General features: G+C 68.7%; 15 protein-coding genes. 8 read left to right on the plus strand and 7 right to left on the minus strand.

The annotated features are described in order from the left end of the window. Positions 1 to 34 precede the first annotated feature (34 nt). The 3 genes from LRR16_RS08350 to LRR16_RS08360 are packed head-to-tail and all read right to left on the minus strand — an operon-like array spanning position 35 to position 6,764. Entirely contained in the window at positions 35 to 3,832 is a 3,798-nt protein-coding gene (locus LRR16_RS08350) for a WD40 repeat domain-containing protein (RefSeq protein WP_232205569.1), read from the minus strand. Positions 3,833 to 3,841: 9 nt separating this feature from the next. Further along, positions 3,842 to 5,905, minus strand: a complete 2,064-nt coding sequence (locus LRR16_RS08355; protein ID WP_232205570.1) for a CHAT domain-containing protein — start codon at positions 5,903 to 5,905, stop codon at positions 3,842 to 3,844. 28 nt (positions 5,906 to 5,933) lie between these two features. Continuing rightward, positions 5,934 to 6,764, minus strand: a complete 831-nt coding sequence (locus LRR16_RS08360; protein ID WP_232205571.1) for a hypothetical protein — start codon at positions 6,762 to 6,764, stop codon at positions 5,934 to 5,936. Positions 6,765 to 7,168: 404 nt separating this feature from the next. On the opposite strand from LRR16_RS08360, the gene LRR16_RS08365 reads away from it, so the two are divergent. Further along, positions 7,169 to 8,152: a tripartite tricarboxylate transporter substrate binding protein gene (locus LRR16_RS08365; RefSeq protein WP_023264019.1), complete on the plus strand. Its 984-nt coding sequence runs from the start codon at positions 7,169 to 7,171 to the stop codon at positions 8,150 to 8,152. A 46-nt stretch (positions 8,153 to 8,198) separates the two neighbouring features. On the opposite strand, the gene LRR16_RS08370 is transcribed toward LRR16_RS08365, so the two are convergent. Then, complete coding sequence (locus tag LRR16_RS08370) at positions 8,199 to 9,257, minus strand: DnaJ C-terminal domain-containing protein (protein ID WP_232205572.1); 1,059 nt, start codon at positions 9,255 to 9,257, stop codon at positions 8,199 to 8,201. A gap of 185 nt (positions 9,258 to 9,442) precedes the next feature. Here LRR16_RS08370 and LRR16_RS08375 point away from each other — a divergent pair, with 185 nt between their 5' ends. Continuing rightward, positions 9,443 to 10,345, plus strand: a complete 903-nt coding sequence (locus tag LRR16_RS08375) for a LysR substrate-binding domain-containing protein (RefSeq protein ID WP_232205573.1) — start codon at positions 9,443 to 9,445, stop codon at positions 10,343 to 10,345. Here the strand turns inward: LRR16_RS08375 and LRR16_RS08380 are convergent. From LRR16_RS08380 to LRR16_RS08390, 3 genes are read right to left on the minus strand one after another with little or no spacing between them, the layout of a single operon-like run. Further along, positions 10,342 to 11,118: an enoyl-CoA hydratase/isomerase family protein gene (locus LRR16_RS08380; RefSeq protein WP_232205574.1), complete on the minus strand. Its 777-nt coding sequence runs from the start codon at positions 11,116 to 11,118 to the stop codon at positions 10,342 to 10,344. The genes LRR16_RS08375 and LRR16_RS08380 overlap by 4 nt on opposite strands. Next, positions 11,111 to 11,704 carry a cysteine dioxygenase gene (locus LRR16_RS08385; RefSeq protein WP_370646767.1) on the minus strand — a complete coding sequence of 198 codons (594 nt, stop codon included), beginning with the start codon at positions 11,702 to 11,704 and terminating at the stop codon, positions 11,111 to 11,113. Before LRR16_RS08385 ends, LRR16_RS08380 begins: the two co-directional genes overlap by 8 nt. Further along, positions 11,701 to 12,930, minus strand: coding sequence for a CaiB/BaiF CoA-transferase family protein (locus LRR16_RS08390; RefSeq protein ID WP_232205575.1), 1,230 nt, complete (start codon positions 12,928 to 12,930; stop codon positions 11,701 to 11,703). The genes LRR16_RS08385 and LRR16_RS08390 overlap by 4 nt, the downstream gene beginning before the upstream one ends. A gap of 298 nt (positions 12,931 to 13,228) precedes the next feature. On the opposite strand from LRR16_RS08390, the gene LRR16_RS08395 reads away from it, so the two are divergent. The 6 genes from LRR16_RS08395 to LRR16_RS08420 all read left to right on the plus strand — a co-directional run bounded on the left by LRR16_RS08395 (position 13,229) and on the right by LRR16_RS08420 (position 19,404). Next, complete coding sequence (locus tag LRR16_RS08395) at positions 13,229 to 14,026, plus strand: IclR family transcriptional regulator (RefSeq protein WP_232205576.1); 798 nt, start codon at positions 13,229 to 13,231, stop codon at positions 14,024 to 14,026. A 420-nt stretch (positions 14,027 to 14,446) separates the two neighbouring features. Next, positions 14,447 to 15,562 (plus strand): branched-chain amino acid ABC transporter substrate-binding protein, encoded by a 1,116-nt coding sequence (locus LRR16_RS08400; protein WP_006576582.1) that lies wholly within the window; start codon positions 14,447 to 14,449, stop codon positions 15,560 to 15,562. 186 nt (positions 15,563 to 15,748) lie between these two features. Next, entirely contained in the window at positions 15,749 to 16,675 is a 927-nt protein-coding gene (gene livH, locus LRR16_RS08405; protein WP_006576581.1) for a high-affinity branched-chain amino acid ABC transporter permease LivH, read from the plus strand. Between the two features lie 10 nt (positions 16,676 to 16,685). Continuing rightward, positions 16,686 to 17,930 (plus strand): high-affinity branched-chain amino acid ABC transporter permease LivM, encoded by a 1,245-nt coding sequence (locus tag LRR16_RS08410; RefSeq protein ID WP_064574473.1) that lies wholly within the window; start codon positions 16,686 to 16,688, stop codon positions 17,928 to 17,930. Further along, positions 17,927 to 18,703 carry a high-affinity branched-chain amino acid ABC transporter ATP-binding protein LivG gene (gene livG, locus LRR16_RS08415; protein ID WP_064574476.1) on the plus strand — a complete coding sequence of 259 codons (777 nt, stop codon included), beginning with the start codon at positions 17,927 to 17,929 and terminating at the stop codon, positions 18,701 to 18,703. Before LRR16_RS08410 ends, livG begins: the two co-directional genes overlap by 4 nt. Next, on the plus strand, positions 18,703 to 19,404 hold the full coding sequence (locus tag LRR16_RS08420; RefSeq protein WP_006576578.1) for an ABC transporter ATP-binding protein: 702 nt from the start codon (positions 18,703 to 18,705) through the stop codon (positions 19,402 to 19,404). The genes livG and LRR16_RS08420 overlap by 1 nt, the downstream gene beginning before the upstream one ends. Positions 19,405 to 19,444: the final 40 nt, after the last annotated feature.

Genomic DNA, 19,444 nt, shown 5'->3' on the forward strand with positions numbered 1-19,444 from the left:
CAATGGGCTGGTGAGATGCCGCCGAACGACGGCGCTACGAGGCGTCGGCGCCCGTGTCGAACGACTCGCATGGCGCCGGGGCGATGAAGCCGCCGCTGAACAGAGCGGCCTTCTGCCGATCGGTGAAGCCGCCGCCGGCGATCCGGCATGCCGTGCCGCGCCACGCGTCGGGATCAAGATTCCATTCCGCCGCCAGTTCGGTGCCGGCCGAGTAGAGGCGTCTGCCATCGTCGGACAACGAAAGAAATGCGATGGGCTGGCGGCGGTCGCCGTCGCGATAGACCGACTGGGGTAGCGGCAGAAGCCCACGGCCATCCGAGGCCAGCAGGAACAGATTGCCGTGATCGTCGCCGGCCACCACGAACGGCGCATCGGCGGGCATCGCGAGCGCGGTGATGACGCCCGAGGCGTCATGCTTGAGCACCGTCACCGCCGGTTCTCTCGTGCGCTTGCCGGCGGCCGCATCGTCGCGGCCGCCCTCGACCGGAATGCGATAGACCTTGCCCAGATAGTTGCCTGCCAGCAGCGCGCGCCCTTGCGGCTCGAAGGCGAGGCTGGTGATCTGCCCGCGCGGCAAACGGTCGAACACGCGCTTGCGCGTGACGGTTGCGCCGATGCAGCCGCTCCTGGGCAGCGTGATCGTCCACAGCCGCACCTTGTCGTCGTCGGCCACGGCGAGCTCGTGCGCCGCCCCCGGTCGAAACACGGCATTGGATGTCCTGCGCAGATCGGCCGGCAACGCGATCGCACACGGCGCTCCGCCCTCGGCAAGCGCGGCCTGCGTCGGGGCCGCGGGCAAGCGCCATAGCTGCAGCTGCCGGCTGGCATTGCGATCGACCGAGCGGATGGCCAGCAGCGTGCCGTCCGCGCTCAGCGCGACGCGGACCAGCGAGCCGGCGTGCAGGCCCGGCATGCGCACCGGTTCGCGCGCGCCGCCCGTGCCGGCGACATACACGTCGCCGTTGCCGTCGACCAGCGCCAGCCGCCGTGCGACCCGCGCCCAGTCCATCGCCTGGACCGGCGTCGCGGACGGGTCGGACGAACGCGGCGCGGCGTCGCGGTGTCCGGCGGGCAGCCACATCATGCCGCCCTCGCCGGACGCCGCCACGGTGGCGGGTTGGCTGCCGGGCAGCGCGAGCAGCAGGGGCGGGGCACCGTCGTGGCCCCGTACCACGATGCGGGCCATCGGATGCACCGGTGTGGCGGTCCGCAGCTGCAGCAGTTCGCCTTGTTCGGACGACACCACCGCCAGGTCCGCAGCGGGACCGGTCGCCAGGCCGGCGATCTGGAACGGCAGGTCCACCAGCACCGAGCGGCGGACATCCATGCCTTCGGGGTCCAGTAGCCACTTGATGACGCGGCCGTCCCAGCCCGCCGACAGCAACACGCCATCGTTCTGGAACAGCATCCGCACCACCGCGTCGTCGTGCCCCAGCAGCGGGCGGGGCCACCGACCGCCGTCCGACGTGCGCCAGACCGTGATGCGGCCGGAGCGCGAGCCTGCCGCGGCCAGCTTGCCGTCGGGACTCACGGCAATGCTGTGCAGACCCGGGTACCAGTCTTTGGCATCAGGGGGAACCAGCAATGCCTGGGCGGGCTTCTCCGGACGCACGCGCGCATTGCCCTGTGCCGGCGACTCCGGCAGCTGCCAAAGATAGGCGGCACTATCCCAGCCGGATGTCGCCAGACGCGTCCCCCGATCGAACAGCGCGACGTCGGTCACCCGCGAGCGATGGCCTTGGATCGCAGCAATCGGCGTCACCCGCTCCGCCGGGGGGCGGGAAGGATTCAGATCCCATACCGCGATGCGGCCGCTGTCGTAGCCGGCCGCAAGCCGGTTGCCGTCGCTGTGCAGCGAGGCGACGCCGCCCAGCCCGCGCTGCATGCCGGTGTCGGGCATCGTCAGCGCGACCGGCGCCGGGGCGCCGGTCAGATCCCACAGCGTGACGCTGCCATCCTGCCCGCCGATCGCCAGCATGGCCGGCCCGGCCAGCGCAAACGCGCGCACGCCGCCGGGGTGCCACGCTGCCAGCATGCCCGTCGACAGCCGCACCGGCGGGCCGCCTTGCAGTGGGACGACTTCGATCTCGGCCCGTCCGGGATGGAGCCGCCCCAGCACCCGGTAGTGCGCATTGGCCTGCACCGTCAGCGTCCGGCCGTCGGCCCGCAGCAGATAGCGTTCGATATGCCGAGCGCGCTCCATCGCGCTGACCAGCGTCCGGCGAAAGTCAAAGCCGCCGGGCGGCCGAAACAGGCTGTGCCCATCCATGCCTTCGACGGCCGCCAGCAACGCCACGTCCGGCGCGGGCCGGGTGCTGACGACGGACAACAGCATGTTCTGCCGATTGAGCTTGAACGCCAGCAGCAGCGCCACCACGGTCAGCACGACCATCGACAGGGCGGCGCCGTAGCCGATCTGCCGCAGCCGGCGCGCCCGCTTGCGTTCGATCGCGTCGCGTCGGTAGTCGGACAGGAAGCGGTTCTCCGCATCGCTGTGCTGCTGCGGCGGCTCGTGCAACGCCGCCTCGATTTCCTCGGGTACCGCGTTGCGCAGCAAGGCCGGATTCTCGTTGGCCATCGTCCACGCGCGCACCAGGTTCTTCCAATGCGGCAAATGCCGCTCGCGCCATCGCCCGTTACTCTCGCGCACCGGTCCCACCAGCCGGTCATGCGCCAACTCGAACCACTGCGCGTCCTGGCGGCTCTGGGCGCGGACCAGATACAGGCGCTGCAGCATCGCCAGTTCTTCGGCGGTGGGAGCGGATTTCGCACCGCTGTCGAACATCACCAGCGAGCGCAGGTTCGACGCCGTGATCAGCTTGTCCTCGATCCAGTCGCGCAACACGCGCTCGCGCGGGGCAGTCGCCGCCGTGCGCTCCAGCGTGGCGTTGTAATAGGCTTCGAGCGCCGCGCCGGCATCCAGATGCTCGACGTCCTCCAATCGGATACGGGCGCCGGCTGGCGGTGCGCTGTCGCCAAAGCAGGCCAGCCACAGATTCATGCCGATAACCTGCAATTGCACGGGTTCGACATAGCGGCCATCGCGGTAGGCCGGCTGGTTGGGACCCGGCACACGGACCTTCGCCAGATCGCGAGCCAGATGCCGGGCGGCGTTCTCGTCGAAGGTCACGCCGGCCGCGTTCGCCGGCCCGATCAGTGCCTGCACCGCCTGCTCGCGCGACAGCAGGTCGATGCGCATCGTGTTGATCAGCCGCGTGGGGACCCGGTCCCGATAGGGGTCCAGCCACGAAAAGAACTCCTCGCGCATAGAGAACAGCGCCCAGACATGGCTGCCGCCCTGGCCCAGCAGATCGCCCAACTGCGTGAAAAAGGCCAGCTTGTCCCCGGTATCGTTGGCGTCGGCGGTGAAGATCTCCTCGAACTGGTCGAAGATCAGCAGCATCCGGCGCGACCGTCCACCGGCCGGCTCGCGCACGCGCGACAGGTACGACAGCAGCGTATCGTCAGGGCTCGGTGGCACGGCGCCGGCCGCGGCCCAGCACTGCAGCACGCTCCACACATAGCGGTTGACGGGCTCGCCGTCGCCCGGCGCTTCGCCGCCGACCCGCGCGGTCGGCAGCACGTCGAAGCGGTCGCGCAAGCGCGGCCGCAAGCCCGCTTCGATCAGCGAACTCTTGCCGGCACCCGACGGCGAATACAGCACCACGATGCGATCCGCGACGAGGCGGTAGCCCAGTTCCTCGATCTCGCGGTCGCGCCCGAAGATCGGCGACTGTTCCGTCAGCGGCGACGGTCCGATATAGGGGCAATGGGACGTCGAGGATGTCGAGGACGTCGAGGTCGCCGGTGCCGCGGGTGCGATGGATGCCATGGTGCCTCGCTAGGGCCGCAGCCGCCGCTGCAGTTCTGCCACAAACATCGCCACATCGCCCCAGTACAGCTTCATCCTGGCCTTGTCCTGAAAATAGCGCTCCAGATAACGCCGCGCGCTGACCGGGTCGAGAATGCTGTTGGGATCGAGTTGGGCGGACATATGCAGATACTCGCTGCGCAGGTCGGCGCCTTCCTGATTCAGGATGGTGCGGAACAGCACGCGAAAGTCCCACGATTGCACGTCGAAGCCGATGATCAGCAACGCGCTGTCGTTCAGGCGCGCGCGGATCTGCAGCGGAATGATCGCGTCCAGGTTCTTCGACACGCTGATCAGATAGTCGAAATACTGGTCCTCGGTCAGCACCAGCGAGCGGGGCTCGCGCAGGTCGCCGAACATCTTGAACACGATCGGCGTGCGCGCGCTGGGCCGGGCGTCCCGATGATCGACCGTCAGCGCGTCGTCGCACGCTTCGGCCGCCGCATTCCAGCGGCACAGCCGCACGAATGGCCGGACTTCGGGATCGCGGGCCCGCAGCGCATGCACCAGCAAGTCGCTCGGGTCGGTGGTGATATAGATCGGCAGGCGCAGTTCGGCCAGCACGCGATGCGGGTCGTCGGGCACCGCAAGACGGACCCCCGCCACGGCGGCAATCACGTCGCCGAGTTGCGCGACGATGTCCTCCTCGGGCAGTCCGAGCAGCCCCGGCGGGATCGCCTCGCGGTATTGCTCGCACAGCTGCTGGTACAGGAAGCGGTAGAACAGCCGCCGCGGCGTGACGGGCTGCTGCGAAGCGGACAGATACTGCGCGACCTGCGGCAGTTCATCGCGCTCGTGGGCGGCCATCGGAAAATGGAAGGTTTCGGCCCAGGTCTGCGCCATCTGCAGCCGCGAGCCAAATAGCGGCTCGCCGACGCCGGGGCCCAGGATCGGCGTGGTCTCGCCATGGCGGATATTGTCGATCACCGCGCGCCACGGATCGTCGCCCGACTCCGGCACGGCGCCGCCGCCGAAGCCAGGCGGGTAGAAGATGCGCGCGCTTTCGAGCCGGGTGAACACCGCGGGCATCCACCAGTCCGGCTGGCTGGCGATTGCCGCGCGCGCCACGCCGGCGGCCCGGTCCACCTCGCCATGCTCGCGCAGTTCGGCGAAAAACAGCGGCATGAACGTGCCCATGCTGTCCATGCCGACATTGCCTTGCATCGCCAGCACGGCCGGCACGCCGGCCTGCGCCAGCAGCGGACCGAGAGCCTTCATCATGTCGCCGCCACGCGCCGGGCCGGTTCCCGCGCTCTGGCACGAGCACAGCACCACCAGGCTGGGGGGACGCTCGAGCATGCCGATGCGGTTCACCAGCATCCGGCCGGCCACCAGGTCACGCGACCCATCGGCGCGTTCGAGCCACAGCATCGGTTCGTCATCGATCATCGCGCCGTGGCACACCAGGTAGAACACCTCGACGCCCTCGCGCAGCGCCGCGAAGATCCGCTCCATGGTGGCCTGGCCCGGCTCGGCCAGCGTGGCGACCGGAATCGGCGCGAGCGCGGCGCCGATGCGCTGCGCCTCGGCCTTCGCATCGATCGCGGCCAGGTCGTCGGCAAGGCCCGGCGGATTGGCCACCGCCACCAGCGCCGACACGCCGCTGCGCGGCCGCAGCCGCGGCAGCCGCATTTCCCGCGAGAACAGGTAGCGCGAAAAGAAGCAACGCTGCGAAACGCACAACGCGGCCTGTCCGGCCGGATCGTACAACGTCTCCCACGGCAGCACGTGAAGTTCGGTGGCATCGACGCCGACCCGCAGGCGCAGCCGCAGGTCGACCGCCGCCTCCTGCGCCGCCGTCTGCGCCGCCACAAAGGCATCGCGGACCTCGGCCGGGGCGAACAGCGTGGCGGCCAGCGCGCGGCCGCAGACCTCCGGGTCGGCATCGCGAAATGCCGGGTTGGCGGGCGCCAGGGCCAGCGCCACGCGCGGCGTGATCACGTCGCCGGTCGGCATGCGGCGCCGGGCTTCGACTTCGTACCCACGCGAGCCGGCACTGATCAGAATCTCGAGTTCGGCGTAGCGGTGGGCCATTGGAGCGCTCGTCGGATTGCCTGTCGGCCTAGCGCGGCTGGCGCGACTCGCGCGGCTCGCGCGGATCGCCCGGCAGGTAGTGTCCCGTGACGCGGCGATACGCGGCCGACGTCCGTTTGCCCGGATGACCGTCGATCCGGACGAAGACTCCGTCAAAGGTGTTGAGCCAGCGCTGCAACGTCTCGGTGGTTTGGCGCGCGGCGGGCTCGGTTGGGGGACGGGCGGCGTAGCGGGCGATCAGCGGCCCATCGTCGGCGGCCGCCGTCGCGCGCGCGCCGAACTCGAGCTCGCCGATTTCGGCCAGCCGCCGCAGCAGCACGGCAGCGCCGCACTGGCGCGACACCGCGCGATCGGACCAGGTTCCGTCGGCGACGTACTTGCCGCGCTCGTAGTGGCCGGAAAAGCTCCACAGATACGGGCTCAGTACCTCTGGGTGGAAGCGCCGGTAGCCAAACCCGTTGTATCGCTCCAGCTGGTACAGCGTGCCGGCCAGGCTCCAGTCGGTGCCATCGTTCAGCCCCTTGAGCGCCAGCGCATCGGCCGCGCTCTCTTCCCAGCGGAATGGCGGAGATCCGGTACGGGGACGGCCCGCCGGAACGTGGAAGGTTCGCCGGCTCAAGGGATCGCCATTGTGCAGATGGGCGTCCATGCGCTGACTGCATTCCATGTTGTGCACGACGGCGATGAAATGCCATGGCACGCCGGACAATTGCGACGCCGCCGCATAGCGGCCCTTGTTCCTGAGCAGCGCTGCCGTCAGCGCCTCGACCTCGGCCCGGCGGCCGGCCTGCGTGATGCATGTGTCGAACAAGCGCTCGTAGTCCGCGCGCAGCGACGGGGTCAGCGAAATGGCGGCCATGGGGACACCCTCTTTCCCCCCGGCCAGTGTTCGAATCGCGAAGCCGCGGGCATCTGGTTGTCTGGCCGGTACGGTCCGGCGTGCGCGGCTTGCCCGCATTTGCCGCCTGCGTGAAGGCTAGGTCATCGCATCGGCAAAGAAAAGGAGCCGCATGCCGGCCTCGATGAAAAGCATGCATGACAGGTATGCAGCAGGTTTAGCGGGTGAGCACGTTGGGGCCGTCCCGGCGCGTTGTACCAAGTTTGAAACCATTTCGGCGCGCGCATGCGTGGGCCGCGCGGTAGAGAAATACCCGCGGCCAGGCCCACACCGGCCGCGACTGACCGCATACTTCCGACCGCGGCGACAGCCAAGCCGGGCGGCACAGACCCGGCCGTGCGCCGCGCTCATACGAAGGAGACACGATGCAACGACGCGATATCCTGCGGCTCGCCGCCGCCTCCACGGTCGCCGCGCTCGGTCCGGCCCTGGCTTTCCGCGCCTACGGCGCCGACGAATTTCCCACCCGCCCCCTCAAGCTGATCGTGCCCTATGGCGCCGGCGGCATCACCGACCAGATCGGGCGCGCGCTGGCCGACGCGGCGGGGCGCGAGCTGGGCCAATCGATCATCGTCGAGAACAAGCCCGGGGTCAGCGGCACGCTGGGCGCGACGCAGATGGCCACCAGCGAGCCGGACGGCTACACGCTGACGATGGCGCCGGTCGTGATCTTCCGTCTGCCGCACGTGCAGAAGATGCGCTATGACCCGCTGAAGGACCTGACCTATATCTCGATGATCGCGGACTACAACTTCGCGGTCGCGGTGCGCACCGATGCCAAGTGGAAGACCATGCAGGAGCTGGTGGCCGAGGCCAAGGCGTCGAGCCGCGGCATCACCTACGGCACCACCGGCATCTACGGCAGCCAGCATCTGACGATCTCGGAACTGGCGCGCATCACGCAATCGAACTGGACGCATGTTCCCTACAAGGGCGACGCCGAGGCCATCACCTCGCTGCTCGGCGGCCAGTGCGACGTGGCGATGCTGACCAACACGCTGCTGCCGTATGTGAAGAACGGCCAGTTGCGCGTGCTGGCGGTGCTGTCGGAAAAGCGGGCACCGGACTTCCCCGATGCGCCGACGCTCAAGGAGATCGGCTATCCGGTCTGGTCCAATTCGCCGTTCGGCATCGTCGGTCCCGCCGGCATGAAGCCCGACGTCGTGAAGAAGCTCGACACCGCGTTCCGCAATGCGCTGAAGGATCCGAAGCTGCTGGCGGTGACGCAGCAGTACGGCATGTCGACCAACTACATGGGCCCCGAGCAGTACACCGCTTATGCGCAGAAGGCCTTCAAAACCGAGGGTGCGATCATCCAGCGGTTGGCCGAGGCGATGAAGAACCAATAAGGTTCATTGCCGGTTCATTGGCGGTTCATTCGCGGTTCATTGCGGTTCATTCGCCCGCACCGCGGCCGAGTTCGCGCAGCAGCGTCTGCTGCGGCTCGGTCAGCGTGCGCAGCCGCGACGGCAGGTCGATGGCGACCGTCAGCAGCAGGTCGCCTGTCTTTTGCCTGGCACGATCGTGCAGGCCCATGCCGCGCACGCGGATCACGGTGCCGCTGCGCGTCATCGCCGGAATCTCGGCCATTACCGTCTTGCGAAAGCGCACCACCGGCACGCGGCCGCCGAGGCAGGCCAGCACGAAGTCGATCTTCAGCTCGCGCGTCAGGTCCAGCCCATCGACGCCGAACACGCGGTCCTTGCGCACCCGCACCTTGCACATCAGGTTGCCGTTGGGGCCGCCGTCGATGCCGGGGCCGCCCATGCCGCGGGCGCGCAGCACGGTGCCGTCGATCACGCCCGGCTTGATCTGCACGCGCAGCGCCTTGTCGACGCGGACCTTGCCGGTGCCGCCGCAGGCATCGCAAGCCGCCGGCTCGACGCCGCGCCCGGCGCAGCGCTCGCAGGCGCCATACGCGTTGAACAGGCCGCGCCGCACCTGGCCCGTGCCCCCGCATGGTTTGCAGGCCATCATGCGGATGCCGCGCGCATCGCAGTGCAGGCAGTCGACCGTCATCCTGACCCGCGTCGATGCCATGCCGCCGAGCACCGCCGTTTCCAGCGCGATGCTGGTCTCGCACAGATAGTCGACGCCGGCCTTGCCCGGCGCGTTGCGCCGCGGGCCGCCATGCGGCCAGGCTTCGCGCGCCGGGCGTGGGCCATGCGCGCCGCGGCCGTTGGCGGCGCCACTGCCTGCGCCATTGCCCCCGCCGTGACCGGAGCCGCCGCGCGGCGCCGCGCGCTCGGCGTCGTAGGCCATCCGGCGGCCGGCGTCCTTGAGCACCGCGAACGCATGCTGCAATCGCTTGAACCGCTCTTCCGCGGCCCGCGGATCGTCCGGATTGCGGTCCGGATGCCAGCGCATGGCCAGCCGCCGATACGCCTGCCGGATCTCGTCCGCCGTGGCCGTCGGGGCAACGCCTAGGGTCTGGTAGTGGTCATGGTGCGTCACGGGGGCCTTGTGTTCGCCGTTGGCGCAACCGGCATTGCAGCGGGCGCGCTACCTGTTCAGCCGGCACATCGAAGGGATAACGGCATGCCGGGCGGAAACTGTAGGCATAGAATGAGGCCCGTTTCCGAGGCTCGTTTGCGCCCCCTCCCACCTTCATCGAAGCGTCATCGAACGCCGCCCCTGTCATGGAGTTTCGCCATCTGCGCTATTTCCTCGTGCTGGCCGACGAGCTGCATTTCGGCCGCGCCGCGCGCCGGCTGTCGATCTCGCAGCCGCCGCTGTCGCTGAATATCCAGCAGCTCGAGGCGTCGGTCGGCGCCCGGCTGTTCGAGCGCGACAGCAAGGGCGTGCGCCTGACCGCGGCCGGGCGGGCCTTTCGCGAATCGGCGACCGCGCTGCTGGCGCAGGCAGAGGAGGCGCGGTTGCTGGCGCGGCAGATCGAAGCCGGTGCGGTGGGCAGGCTGCGCGTGGGCTTTGTCGGGTCGATGCTGTACCGCGGGCTGCCCCAGAAGCTGCAGCAGTTCGAGGCCGACCAGCCCGGCATCCAGATCGCGCTGACCGAGCTCAACTCGCAGGAACAGATCGAGGCGCTGCTGCACGGGCAGCTCGACGTCGGCTTCATCCACACGAGCCGCGTGCCGGACGAGCTGGCCACCCGGCTGATCCACAGCGAGCCCTTCGTCTGCTGCATGCCGTCCGCCCATCGGCTCGCGAGCCGACGCACCATCGCGCTGACCGAGCTGCGCGGCGAGACGTTCGTGCTGTTCTCGCGCAACGCATCGCCCGACTACTACGCGCGGATCGTCGACATGTGCGCGGCCGAGGGCTTCTATCCGCAGATCCGCCACGAGGTCCGGCACTGGCTGTCGGTCGTGTCGCTCGTGTCGCAGGGGATGGGCGTGGCGGTGGTGCCGGCGGCCTTGCGGCATTCGGCGCTCGCCGGCGCGGCGTTCCGGCCGCTGAAGCACAGCACCGTGCCGTCGGAAGTCTATTGCGTGTGGAAGGCGGCGCCGGACCATCCCGCCCGCGATCGCTTCGTCGGCATCTTTGCGGCGCCGGCCGCGCGGCAGCGTTCGGCGCAGGCCTAGCGCGCCGACGCCTCGCGATACGCGCGGATGCGCTCGCGCAGCCCCGGCCGCGCGGCCGAGTGGACCAGCGCGGCGAGCTGCCTGGCAAGTTCGCCGCCGTCGGCACGCGACGCGGCATGGATGGCCGCCTGCGTATCGCCGTCGAGCCGGCGCGCCTGACGGGCCAGCGCCTCCAGTGCGGTGTCGGGCTTGCCGTGCTCGTCCGCCAAGAAGGAGCGTGTCGCGAGTCCGGCAGCGAGCGCGGTATCGGCATCGATCGTTGCGCCGGCGCCGATCCATTGGCGCGCCAGCGCCGGGCCGACGCGGCCGGCAAGCCGCGCGGTGCCCAAGACCAGCCCGAAGGCCGCGCCGGGGAAGGCGAAGCGGCCGTCGTCGGCCACCCAGCATTGTTCGCACGCCGCAGCCAGATCGGCGCCGGCGCCCATGGCGCGGCCATGGACCCGCGCGACGGTGGTGAACGGCGCCGTGTAGATGGCCTGCAGCATCAGCTCGACGCGGATGAAGCGCGCCAGCAGCGTGTCGTCGGTTTCGCTGTCGAGGTCGCCGAGGTCAAAACCCGTGCAGAAGTGTTTTCCCGCCCCTTCGATCAGCAGCAGCCGCGTGCCGTCGCGATGGCAGGCGAGCACGGCGTCGTGCAACGCCTGCACCAGCTCGGCCGACAAGGCATTGCCCCGTTGTGGGCGGTTCAGCGTCAGCCGCGTGATATCGCCTTGCCGGTCGATCAGCAGCACCGGCTCGGCCGTGCCGGCGACGGTCGGCGCGCCGTCAGACATCCGCGGCCGCCCACAGATTCGGCGCGAAGCGGTTGGCATAGCCCGAGACGAATTCCTTCGGCGCGCCAGTTGCCGGGTCGAAGACATGGCGGCGAATGCGGCCGATATTGCCGCCGTACAGGTGGACGCTGACCGAGACCCGGTCGTCGAAGGCGTTGCGCACGCGGTGGATGTCGCCGAGCGACGGCGATACCGCCGCGACCTGGCCGGCCTCGAGCCGGGTTTCCTCGCCATCCTGATGGATGCCCCGATCGTCGCGCCGATAACGGATGTCGATTTCCGCGCCGCGCAGCACGCCGATCCAGCCCCACACCGTGTGGTCGTGCACCGGCGTCTGCTGTCCGGGGCCCCAGACGAAGCTGACCACCGAGAAGCGATCCAGCGGATCGCCGTACAGCAGGTATTGCTGGTAATAGGTCGGATGCGGCTGCGCCAGTTCGTCCGGAAGCCAGTCGTCGCGCGCGACCAGCGCCTGCAACAAGGGGCGGGTGCCGTCGAGCAAGGCGGCCTCGTCGCGGTTGGGTCCTTCCATCAGCGACGTGACGCCGGCAACGAATGTCCGCAGCGGTTCGATGGTACGGGTCATGGCGTTTGCTCCTGCGTTTGCTCCTGCGTTTGTTGCTGCGTTTGTTGCTGCGTTCGCCCTTGCCCGACGCCCTTGGCATCGGCGTCGCGAATCGATTCGGTATGCTCGCCGAGCGCCGGCGGAGGCCGGCGCACCGGCAAACCCATGCCATCGAGCCGCAGCGGCGAGACAAAGGTCCGCGTCGCCACGCCGCTTGGCAGCGTCAGCGGGCGCACCCATTCCATGTGTTCGACCTGCGGGTCCTGCAGCGCGGCGGCATAGTCGTTGATCCGCGCGTGCGGCACGCCGGCGGCCTGGAAGGCCGAGATCCAGTGATCGACGCCGGCGCCGGCAAAGCGCTGCTCCAGCAGTTCCTTCAACGCGCTCTGGTTGGCGGCGCGATCGCGCGTGGTGGCAAAGCGGGGATCGTCAGCCAGCTCCGGCATCTGCACCACGCGCACGACCTCGAGCCACAGCTTCTGGTTGCCGGCCGCGATCGCGAAGTAGCCATCGGCGGCGCGGAACGCCTGGTACGGCGCGTTGCGCGGATGCGCCGAGCCGAGCTTGGCCGGGCTGCGGCCGGTGCCGAAATACTCGCTGGTCTGCAGCGCGGCGATGCCCAGTGTGCAGCCATACATCGGCACATCGATATGCATGCCGGCGCCGCCGGCGCGCACGCGAGCCAGCGCGCTGGCGATCGCGAACGCCCCGTACAGGCCCGAAGCGAAATCGGCCAGCGGCACGCCGCATTTGACCGGCGCACCGTCGGGCTCGCCGGTCACGCTCATCACGCCCGCGGCGGCCTGGATCGTCAGGTCGAAGCCGCCCTCGGTGGCGCGCGGACCGCTTTGGCCATAGGCCGACACCGAGCAGTAGACGAGGCGCGGATGGTCCTCGCGCAGGCTCGCATAGCCCAGCCCCAGGCGGTCCATCACGCCGGGCCGGTTGTTCTCGACGACCACGTCGGCCTCGCGCATCAGCTTGCGCGCCAGCGCGACGTCTTCCGGCTGCTTCAGGTTCAGCACGACCGAGCGCTTGTTGCGGTTCAGCGAGGCGAAGTTTTCCGAGAAGCCGGCCGAGATCGGCGGCCATTGCCGCAGCGTATCGCCATCGGGTGGCTCGATCTTGACGACGTCGGCGCCCATGTCGGCCAGCAGCATGCCGCAGAACGGTCCGGCGGCGACGGTGCAGAACTCCAATACCTTGACGCCGGCGAGCGGCAGATCCTTCTCGTTCAGATCGGGCATGACGATGGCAGCAGTGGGATGGCGCCGGTTGGCGGGAAGGCGCGCCGGCGGCCGGGTTGCGGGCGCCGGTGCATGCGGGGCATTATATGGACGTGCCGGAATACGGGACAATGGTTCCGTATTTGAGAACAGCGTACCGGAGGCGTGGCGCTGCCTCTCCCCCGCCCCTCTCCCGCGAGCGGGAGAGGGGCGCGAAAACCAAGGGCGATGACGTTGGCAGTCGGCTCCCCTCTCCACTTGTGGGAGAGGGGTGGGGAAGAGGGCAAACCCGCGTGAAAGCCCGAGCAATACCAAACCCATGAACAACACCCTGATCAAAGGCCTCGGCATCGTCGAGCTGCTGGCCCATAGTGACCGGCCGCTCGGGCTGACCGAGATCGCGAACCGGCTCGGCATGGCCAAGAGCAATGTCCATCGGCTGCTGCAGGCGCTCACCGAGTTGCGCTATGTGATTCGCGACGAGGGCACCGCGACCTACAGCGCGTCGATCAAGCTGTGGGAGCTGGGCTCCGCGGTGCTGGGCCGGCTCGACCTGCGCCGCCATGCCGAGGGCTGGATGGAACGGCTGATGCAAGACAGCGGCGAAAGCGTCCACCTGTCGGTGCTCGATCGCGGCGAGGTCGTCTACGTGCACAAGATCGACAGCCCAAACCCGGTCCGCGCCTATACCCAGATCGGCGGACGTGCGCTGGCGCACTGCGTGGCGACCGGCAAGGCGATGCTGGCGTTCCAGCCGCCGGCCGTGCTGCAACGGATGTCGACCACGCTGGAGGGCGCCACCGCCCATTCGATCGTCGAACCGGAGCGCTTCCTGCAGGAGATGGACAAGGTGCGCCGCCAAGGCTATGCGGTCAACCGCGGCGAATGGCGCGAGTCGGTCCATGGGGTCGCCGCGCCGATCGTCGACGGACACGGCCAGGTGTTCGCCGCGGTCGGCCTGTCCGGGCCGGCGGAGCGCTTCAAGCCGCAGAAGGTGCGCACCTTTGCCGAAATGGTCCAGCATGCGGCCGCCGAGATTTCATCGAGCCTGCGCGGCGGCACCCGGCACAGCGCGCTCGCGCTGGCCACTCGGGGCATGGTCGCGGCGGGCCACTGAGGCGCCGCGCGACAGGGCTTTACCGGGGCTTTACAGGGGCTTTACACGGGTTTTCCCGGGGGTTTACCCCCCATCGGCGGGGCGCGGCGAGCCGGTCGGCGGCAACGAGTGTTCCGCGGAAGCCACAACCGCGCCCGATTGGTGCAGCGCGCATAGGCCGCTCCAAGATTCACCTTATAATGCCGCCACCTGGCCGACATCGAACGGACTTACCCAGTTCTCACCGGTGCGGAGGGCAGGCGGGCGATTGGCCTGCGCAATAACAAGAACGTGGTCATGTAGTGCCCTTTCAGGCCTGAGCCGCGGTCGTGCATGCGCGCCCCGACCAGCCTGTCAAAGTCGCCGGGGAGTTCTTCGATTTTGCGCACGTCCAAGGCCCGCGCCTGGATGATTCGAACAAACACGATCGAGGAGCTCCCAATGAAGCATTCCCGTCTTACCTCCCTTTCTCTCGCCGCCGCGCTGGTCACCTTCGGTGCCGTCGCACAAGCGGAAACCGTCAAGATCGCTATCGCCGGCCCGATGAGCGGCTCGGTCGCGCAGTACGGCGACATGGTCAAGGCGGGCGCGCTGACCGCCATCGAGCAGATCAACGCTGCCGGCGGCGCCGGCGGCAACAAGCTCGAAGTCGTGCTGATGGACGATGCCTGCGAGCCGAAGCAGGCCGTGGCCGTCGCCAACAAGATCGTCAGCCAGAACATCCGCTATGTGATCGGCCACGTCTGCTCGGGCTCGACCATTCCGGCCGCCGACATCTACGAGAACGAAGGCGTCGTGATGGTGACGCCGTCGGCCACCGCGCCGCAGCTGACCGAAGGCAAGAAGCGCAAGATGATCTTCCGCACGATCGGCCGCGACGACCAGCAAGGTCCGGCCGCCGCGCAGTACATCATCGGCAAGGTCAAGCCCAAGAAGGTCGCCGTGCTGCACGACAAGCAGTCGTACGGCCAGGGCATCGCCGCCTCGGTGCGCAAGGACCTCGAAGCGGCCAAGATCCCCGTGGTGCTGTTCGAAGGCATCAACGCCGGCGATTCGGACTACTCGGCCGTGATCACCAAGCTGAAGTCGCAGGGCGTGGACTTCGTCTACTTCGGCGGCTATCACCCCGAGATGGGCCTGCTGCTGCGCCAGGCGCGCGAGCAAGGCGTCAAGGCGACGTTCATGGGACCGGAAGGCGTCGGCAACAAGGACGTCACCGCGATCGCGGGCCCGGCTTCGGAAGGCATGCTGGTCACGCTGCCGGCCGACTTCTCGGCCGACCCGGCCAACGCGGCGCTGGTCAAGGCCTTCGCCGACAAGAAGCGCGATCCGAACGGTCCGTTCCAGATGCCGGCCTACGCGGGCGTCAAGATCATCGCCGACGCGATCGCAGGCGCCAAGAGCACCGATCCGACCAAGGTCGCGGCGTACATGCACAAGAACGCCTTCCAGACCCCGATCGGCAAGGTGGAATACGACGCGCAAGGCGACCTGAAGTCGTTCAAGTTCGTCGTCTTCACCTGGCACAAGGACGCCACCAAGACGGCCGCCAACTGATCGCCGGCGCGGTCCGTGCCAACGCCCCGTTCGTCACCGAACGGGGCGTTTTGATATGCCGGGCCGCTTCGATCGCGCCCCTCCCCGCGCGGGAAGGGCCCGCCGCGACAGGCACGCCGGCTTCACCGATGCGGCGCCGACAGGCTCGCCCCCCGGCCGACGTGCAGTACAGACGGGACGTACCTCATGAACGAATTCCTACCTCAATTCACCCAGCAGCTGGTCAACGGCCTGACGCTGGGTGCGATCTATGCGCTGATCGCCATCGGCTACACGATGGTCTACGGCATCATCGGCATGATCAATTTCGCCCACGGCGAGATCTACATGATCGGCGCCTATGTCGGCCTGGTGACACTGACCGCGATCGGCGTGGCGGCCGGCTATCCGCTGCCGCTGGTGCTCGGCGCCGCGCTGCTGGTGTCGGTGATCGTCACCGGCCTGTACGGCTTCGCGGTCGAGCGGGTCGCCTACCGGCCGCTGCGCGGCGGGCCGCGGCTGGTGCCGCTAATTTCCGCAATCGGCATGTCGATCTTCCTGCAGAACTACGTGCAGATCGGCCAGGGCGCGCGCGACGTGTCGGTGCCGGTGCTGATCAGCGGCGCGCTTGAACTCGAGATGGGCGGCGATTTCACGGTGACCGTGCCGTATTCGCGCCTGCTGATCGTCGGCGTGACGCTGGTGCTGATGATCGCGCTGACGCTGTTCATCGGCCACTCGCGCATGGGCCGCGCCTGCCGCGCCTGCGCCGAGGACATGCGCATGGCCAACCTGCTCGGCATCGATACCAACCGGGTGATCTCCTTCACCTTCGTGCTGGGCGCGATGCTGGCCGCCGCGGGGGGCGTGCTGATCGGGCTGACGATCGGCAAGCTGAACCCCTTCATCGGCTTCGTCGCCGGCATCAAGGCCTTCACGGCCGCGGTGCTGGGCGGCATCGGCAGCATTCCGGGCGCGATGCTCGGCGGCGTGCTGCTGGGGCTGGCCGAGACGTTCGCCTCGGGCTACATGCCGGCCGAATACAAGGACGTGGTCGCCTTCGGCCTGCTGGTGCTGATCCTGCTGTTCCGTCCCACCGGCCTGCTCGGCAAGCCGGACGTGGAAAAAGTCTGAGGACCGCGCCATGAATTCCTCCATTTCGATGACGCAATCGCTGAAGAACGCCGTCTCGGCGGCGGTGCTGACCGCCATCCTGACGATCCCCATCCTCGGCCTGCAGCTCAAGCTCGAGGGCTATCGCGTGGTGCTCGAACCGCACTGGCGGCCGGTGTGGATCGCGGTGGCGGCGGTGTTCCTGTTCCAGCTGTTCAAGCCGCTGATCCACCGCACGACCTCCACGGTCAAGCTGCCGGCGCTGCCCACGCTCGCGCCGGGGCAGCAGCGCGCCGCGGTCTGGGTGCTGCTGGCGGTCGGTCTGATCTGGCCGTTCTTCGGCTCGCGCGGCGCGGTCGACGTCGCCACGCTGGCGCTGATCTACGTGATGCTGGGCCTGGGCCTGAACATCGTGGTCGGTTTCGCCGGCCTGCTCGACCTCGGCTATGTCGGCTTCTACGCGGTCGGCGGCTACACCTATGCGCTGCTGAACCAGGCCTTCGGCCTGTCGTTCTGGGAGTGCCTGCCGATCTCGGCCGGCATGGCGGCGCTGTTCGGCTTCCTGCTGGGCTTCCCGGTGCTGCGGCTGCGCGGTGACTACCTGGCGATCGTGACGCTGGGCTTCGGCGAGATCATCCGACAGCTGCTGAACAACCTGACCAGCCTGACCGGCGGGCCGGACGGCATCTACGGCATCCCGAAGCCCACGGTGTTCGGCATCCCGATGACCCGCAGCGCCGGCGAGGACGGTGCCCGCACCTTCCACGACCTGATCGGCCTGGACTACAGCGGCGAGCACATGGTGATCTTCCTGTACCTGCTGGCGCTGCTGCTGGTCGGCGTGACGCTGTTCGTCACCAGCCGGCTGATCCGCATGCCGATGGGCCGCGCCTGGGAGGCGCTGCGCGAGGACGAGATTGCCTGCCGCTCGCTGGGCCTGAATCCCACGCGGATCAAGCTGTCGGCCTTCACGCTGGGCGCGACCTTCGCGGGCCTGGCCGGCGCGTTCTTCGCCGCGCGCCAGGGCCTGGTCAATCCCGAATCGTTCACCTTCATCGAATCGGCGCTGATCCTGGCCGTGGTGGTGCTGGGCGGCATGGGCTCGCAGCTGGGCGTGATCATCGCCGCGATCCTGCTGACGGTGCTGCCCGAGGTCGCGCGCGGCTTCGCCGAATACCGGATGCTGCTGTTCGGCCTGGTGATGGTGCTGATGATGATGTGGCGCCCGCAGGGCCTGTTGCCCGCCAGCCGCCCGCACGTGGAGTTGCCGCAATGAGTGCACAGAGCGCAGAACTGTTGAAAGTATCCGGCCTGCAGATGCGCTTCGGCGGCCTGCTGGCAGTCGACGGCATCGATTTCAGCGTCCGCAACGACGAGGTGTTCGCGATCATCGGGCCGAACGGCGCGGGCAAGACCACGGTGTTCAACTGCGTCGGCGGTTTCTACAAGCCGACCGCCGGCGAGGTGATGCTGGACGACCGCCCGATCGCCGGCCTGCCGAGCCATATGGTCGCGCGCCAGGGCCTGGTCCGCACGTTCCAGAACATCCGTCTGTTCAAGAACCTGACGGTGGTCGAGAACCTGATGGTGGCCCAGCATCGCCGCGTCAAATCGGGACTGCTGCACGGGCTCTTCGCCACCCCCGCCTACCGCCGCGCCGAGCGCGAGGCGCTGGGCCGCGCCGCCGAATGGCTCGATCGCATGGGGCTGCGCGCGGTGGCCAACCGCGAGGCCGGCACACTGTCGTACGGCCACCAGCGCCGGCTGGAGATCGCGCGCTGCATGATCACGCAGCCGCGGCTGCTGATGCTGGACGAGCCGGCCGCAGGCCTGAATCCGCAGGAAAAGGTCGAACTGAAGATGCTGATCGACCAGCTGCGGCGCGAGTTCGGCATCGCCGTGCTGCTGATCGAGCATGACATGAGCCTGGTGATGGGCGTGTCCGACCGCATCCTGGTGATGGAGCACGGCCGCCCGATCACCATCGGCAAACCCGAGGACGTGCGCAACGACCCGCGCGTGATCAAGGCATACCTGGGAGAGGACTGATGCTGAAGCTGGAACAGGTCCATACCCATTACGGCGCCGTCGAGGCGTTGTGTGGCGTATCGATCGAGGTCAACCAGGGTGAGATCGTCACGCTGATCGGCAGCAACGGCGCGGGCAAGACCACGCTGATGATGACGATCTGCGGCAGCCCGCGCGCCTCCAGCGGCCGCGTGCTGTTCGAGGGCCGCGACATCACCGGCTGCTCGACGCACGAGATCATGCGCATGGGCATGGCGATCTCGCCCGAGGGCCGGCGCGTGTTTCCCAGCCTGACCGTGCTGGAGAACCTGAAGATGGGCGCCTTCTTCGCGAAGCGAGACGAAATCGAGGCGGGCATCGAGCATGTGTTCAAGCTGTTCCCCCGGCTGGAGCAGCGCGCCTCGCAGCGCGCCGGCACCATGTCCGGCGGCGAGCAGCAGATGCTGGCGATCGGCCGCGCGCTGATGAGCCGCCCGCGCCTGCTGCTGCTCGACGAGCCGACCCTGGGCCTGGCGCCGATGATCATCGCGCAGATCTTCGACATCATCCGCACCATCCGCGAGGAAGGCGTGACGGTGTTCCTGGTCGAGCAGAACGCCAACAAGGCGCTGCAGGTGGCCGACCGCGGCTATGTGCTGGAAACCGGCAAGGTGGTGCTGGCCGATACCGGCGCGAACCTGCTGGCCAACGACCAGGTGCGCAACGCGTATCTGGGCGGCTGAGGCGAAAGCAAGGGCGGCGACGCACCGGCCCGGCCACCGC

The organism is Cupriavidus sp. UGS-1 (assembly GCF_021213615.1).
In the GTDB taxonomy this organism is placed as follows: Bacteria; Pseudomonadota; Gammaproteobacteria; order Burkholderiales; family Burkholderiaceae; genus Cupriavidus.

Excerpts from the sequence above, each read along its gene's own strand:
- LRR16_RS08350 (WP_232205569.1), bottom strand. The coding sequence starts at position 3,832 with ATGGCATCCATCGCACCCGCGGCACCGGCGACCTCGACGTCCTCGACA.
- LRR16_RS08355 (WP_232205570.1), bottom strand. The coding sequence starts at position 5,905 with ATGGCCCACCGCTACGCCGAACTCGAGATTCTGATCAGTGCCGGCTCG.
- LRR16_RS08360 (WP_232205571.1), bottom strand. The coding sequence starts at position 6,764 with ATGGCCGCCATTTCGCTGACCCCGTCGCTGCGCGCGGACTACGAGCGC.
- LRR16_RS08365 (WP_023264019.1), top strand. The coding sequence starts at position 7,169 with ATGCAACGACGCGATATCCTGCGGCTCGCCGCCGCCTCCACGGTCGCC.
- LRR16_RS08375 (WP_232205573.1), top strand. The coding sequence starts at position 9,443 with ATGGAGTTTCGCCATCTGCGCTATTTCCTCGTGCTGGCCGACGAGCTG.
- LRR16_RS08380 (WP_232205574.1), bottom strand. The coding sequence starts at position 11,118 with ATGTCTGACGGCGCGCCGACCGTCGCCGGCACGGCCGAGCCGGTGCTG.
- LRR16_RS08385 (WP_370646767.1), bottom strand. The coding sequence starts at position 11,704 with ATGACCCGTACCATCGAACCGCTGCGGACATTCGTTGCCGGCGTCACG.
- LRR16_RS08390 (WP_232205575.1), bottom strand. The coding sequence starts at position 12,930 with ATGCCCGATCTGAACGAGAAGGATCTGCCGCTCGCCGGCGTCAAGGTA.
- LRR16_RS08395 (WP_232205576.1), top strand. The coding sequence starts at position 13,229 with ATGAACAACACCCTGATCAAAGGCCTCGGCATCGTCGAGCTGCTGGCC.
- LRR16_RS08400 (WP_006576582.1), top strand. The coding sequence starts at position 14,447 with ATGAAGCATTCCCGTCTTACCTCCCTTTCTCTCGCCGCCGCGCTGGTC.
- livH (WP_006576581.1), top strand. The coding sequence starts at position 15,749 with ATGAACGAATTCCTACCTCAATTCACCCAGCAGCTGGTCAACGGCCTG.
- LRR16_RS08410 (WP_064574473.1), top strand. The coding sequence starts at position 16,686 with ATGAATTCCTCCATTTCGATGACGCAATCGCTGAAGAACGCCGTCTCG.
- livG (WP_064574476.1), top strand. The coding sequence starts at position 17,927 with ATGAGTGCACAGAGCGCAGAACTGTTGAAAGTATCCGGCCTGCAGATG.
- LRR16_RS08420 (WP_006576578.1), top strand. The coding sequence starts at position 18,703 with ATGCTGAAGCTGGAACAGGTCCATACCCATTACGGCGCCGTCGAGGCG.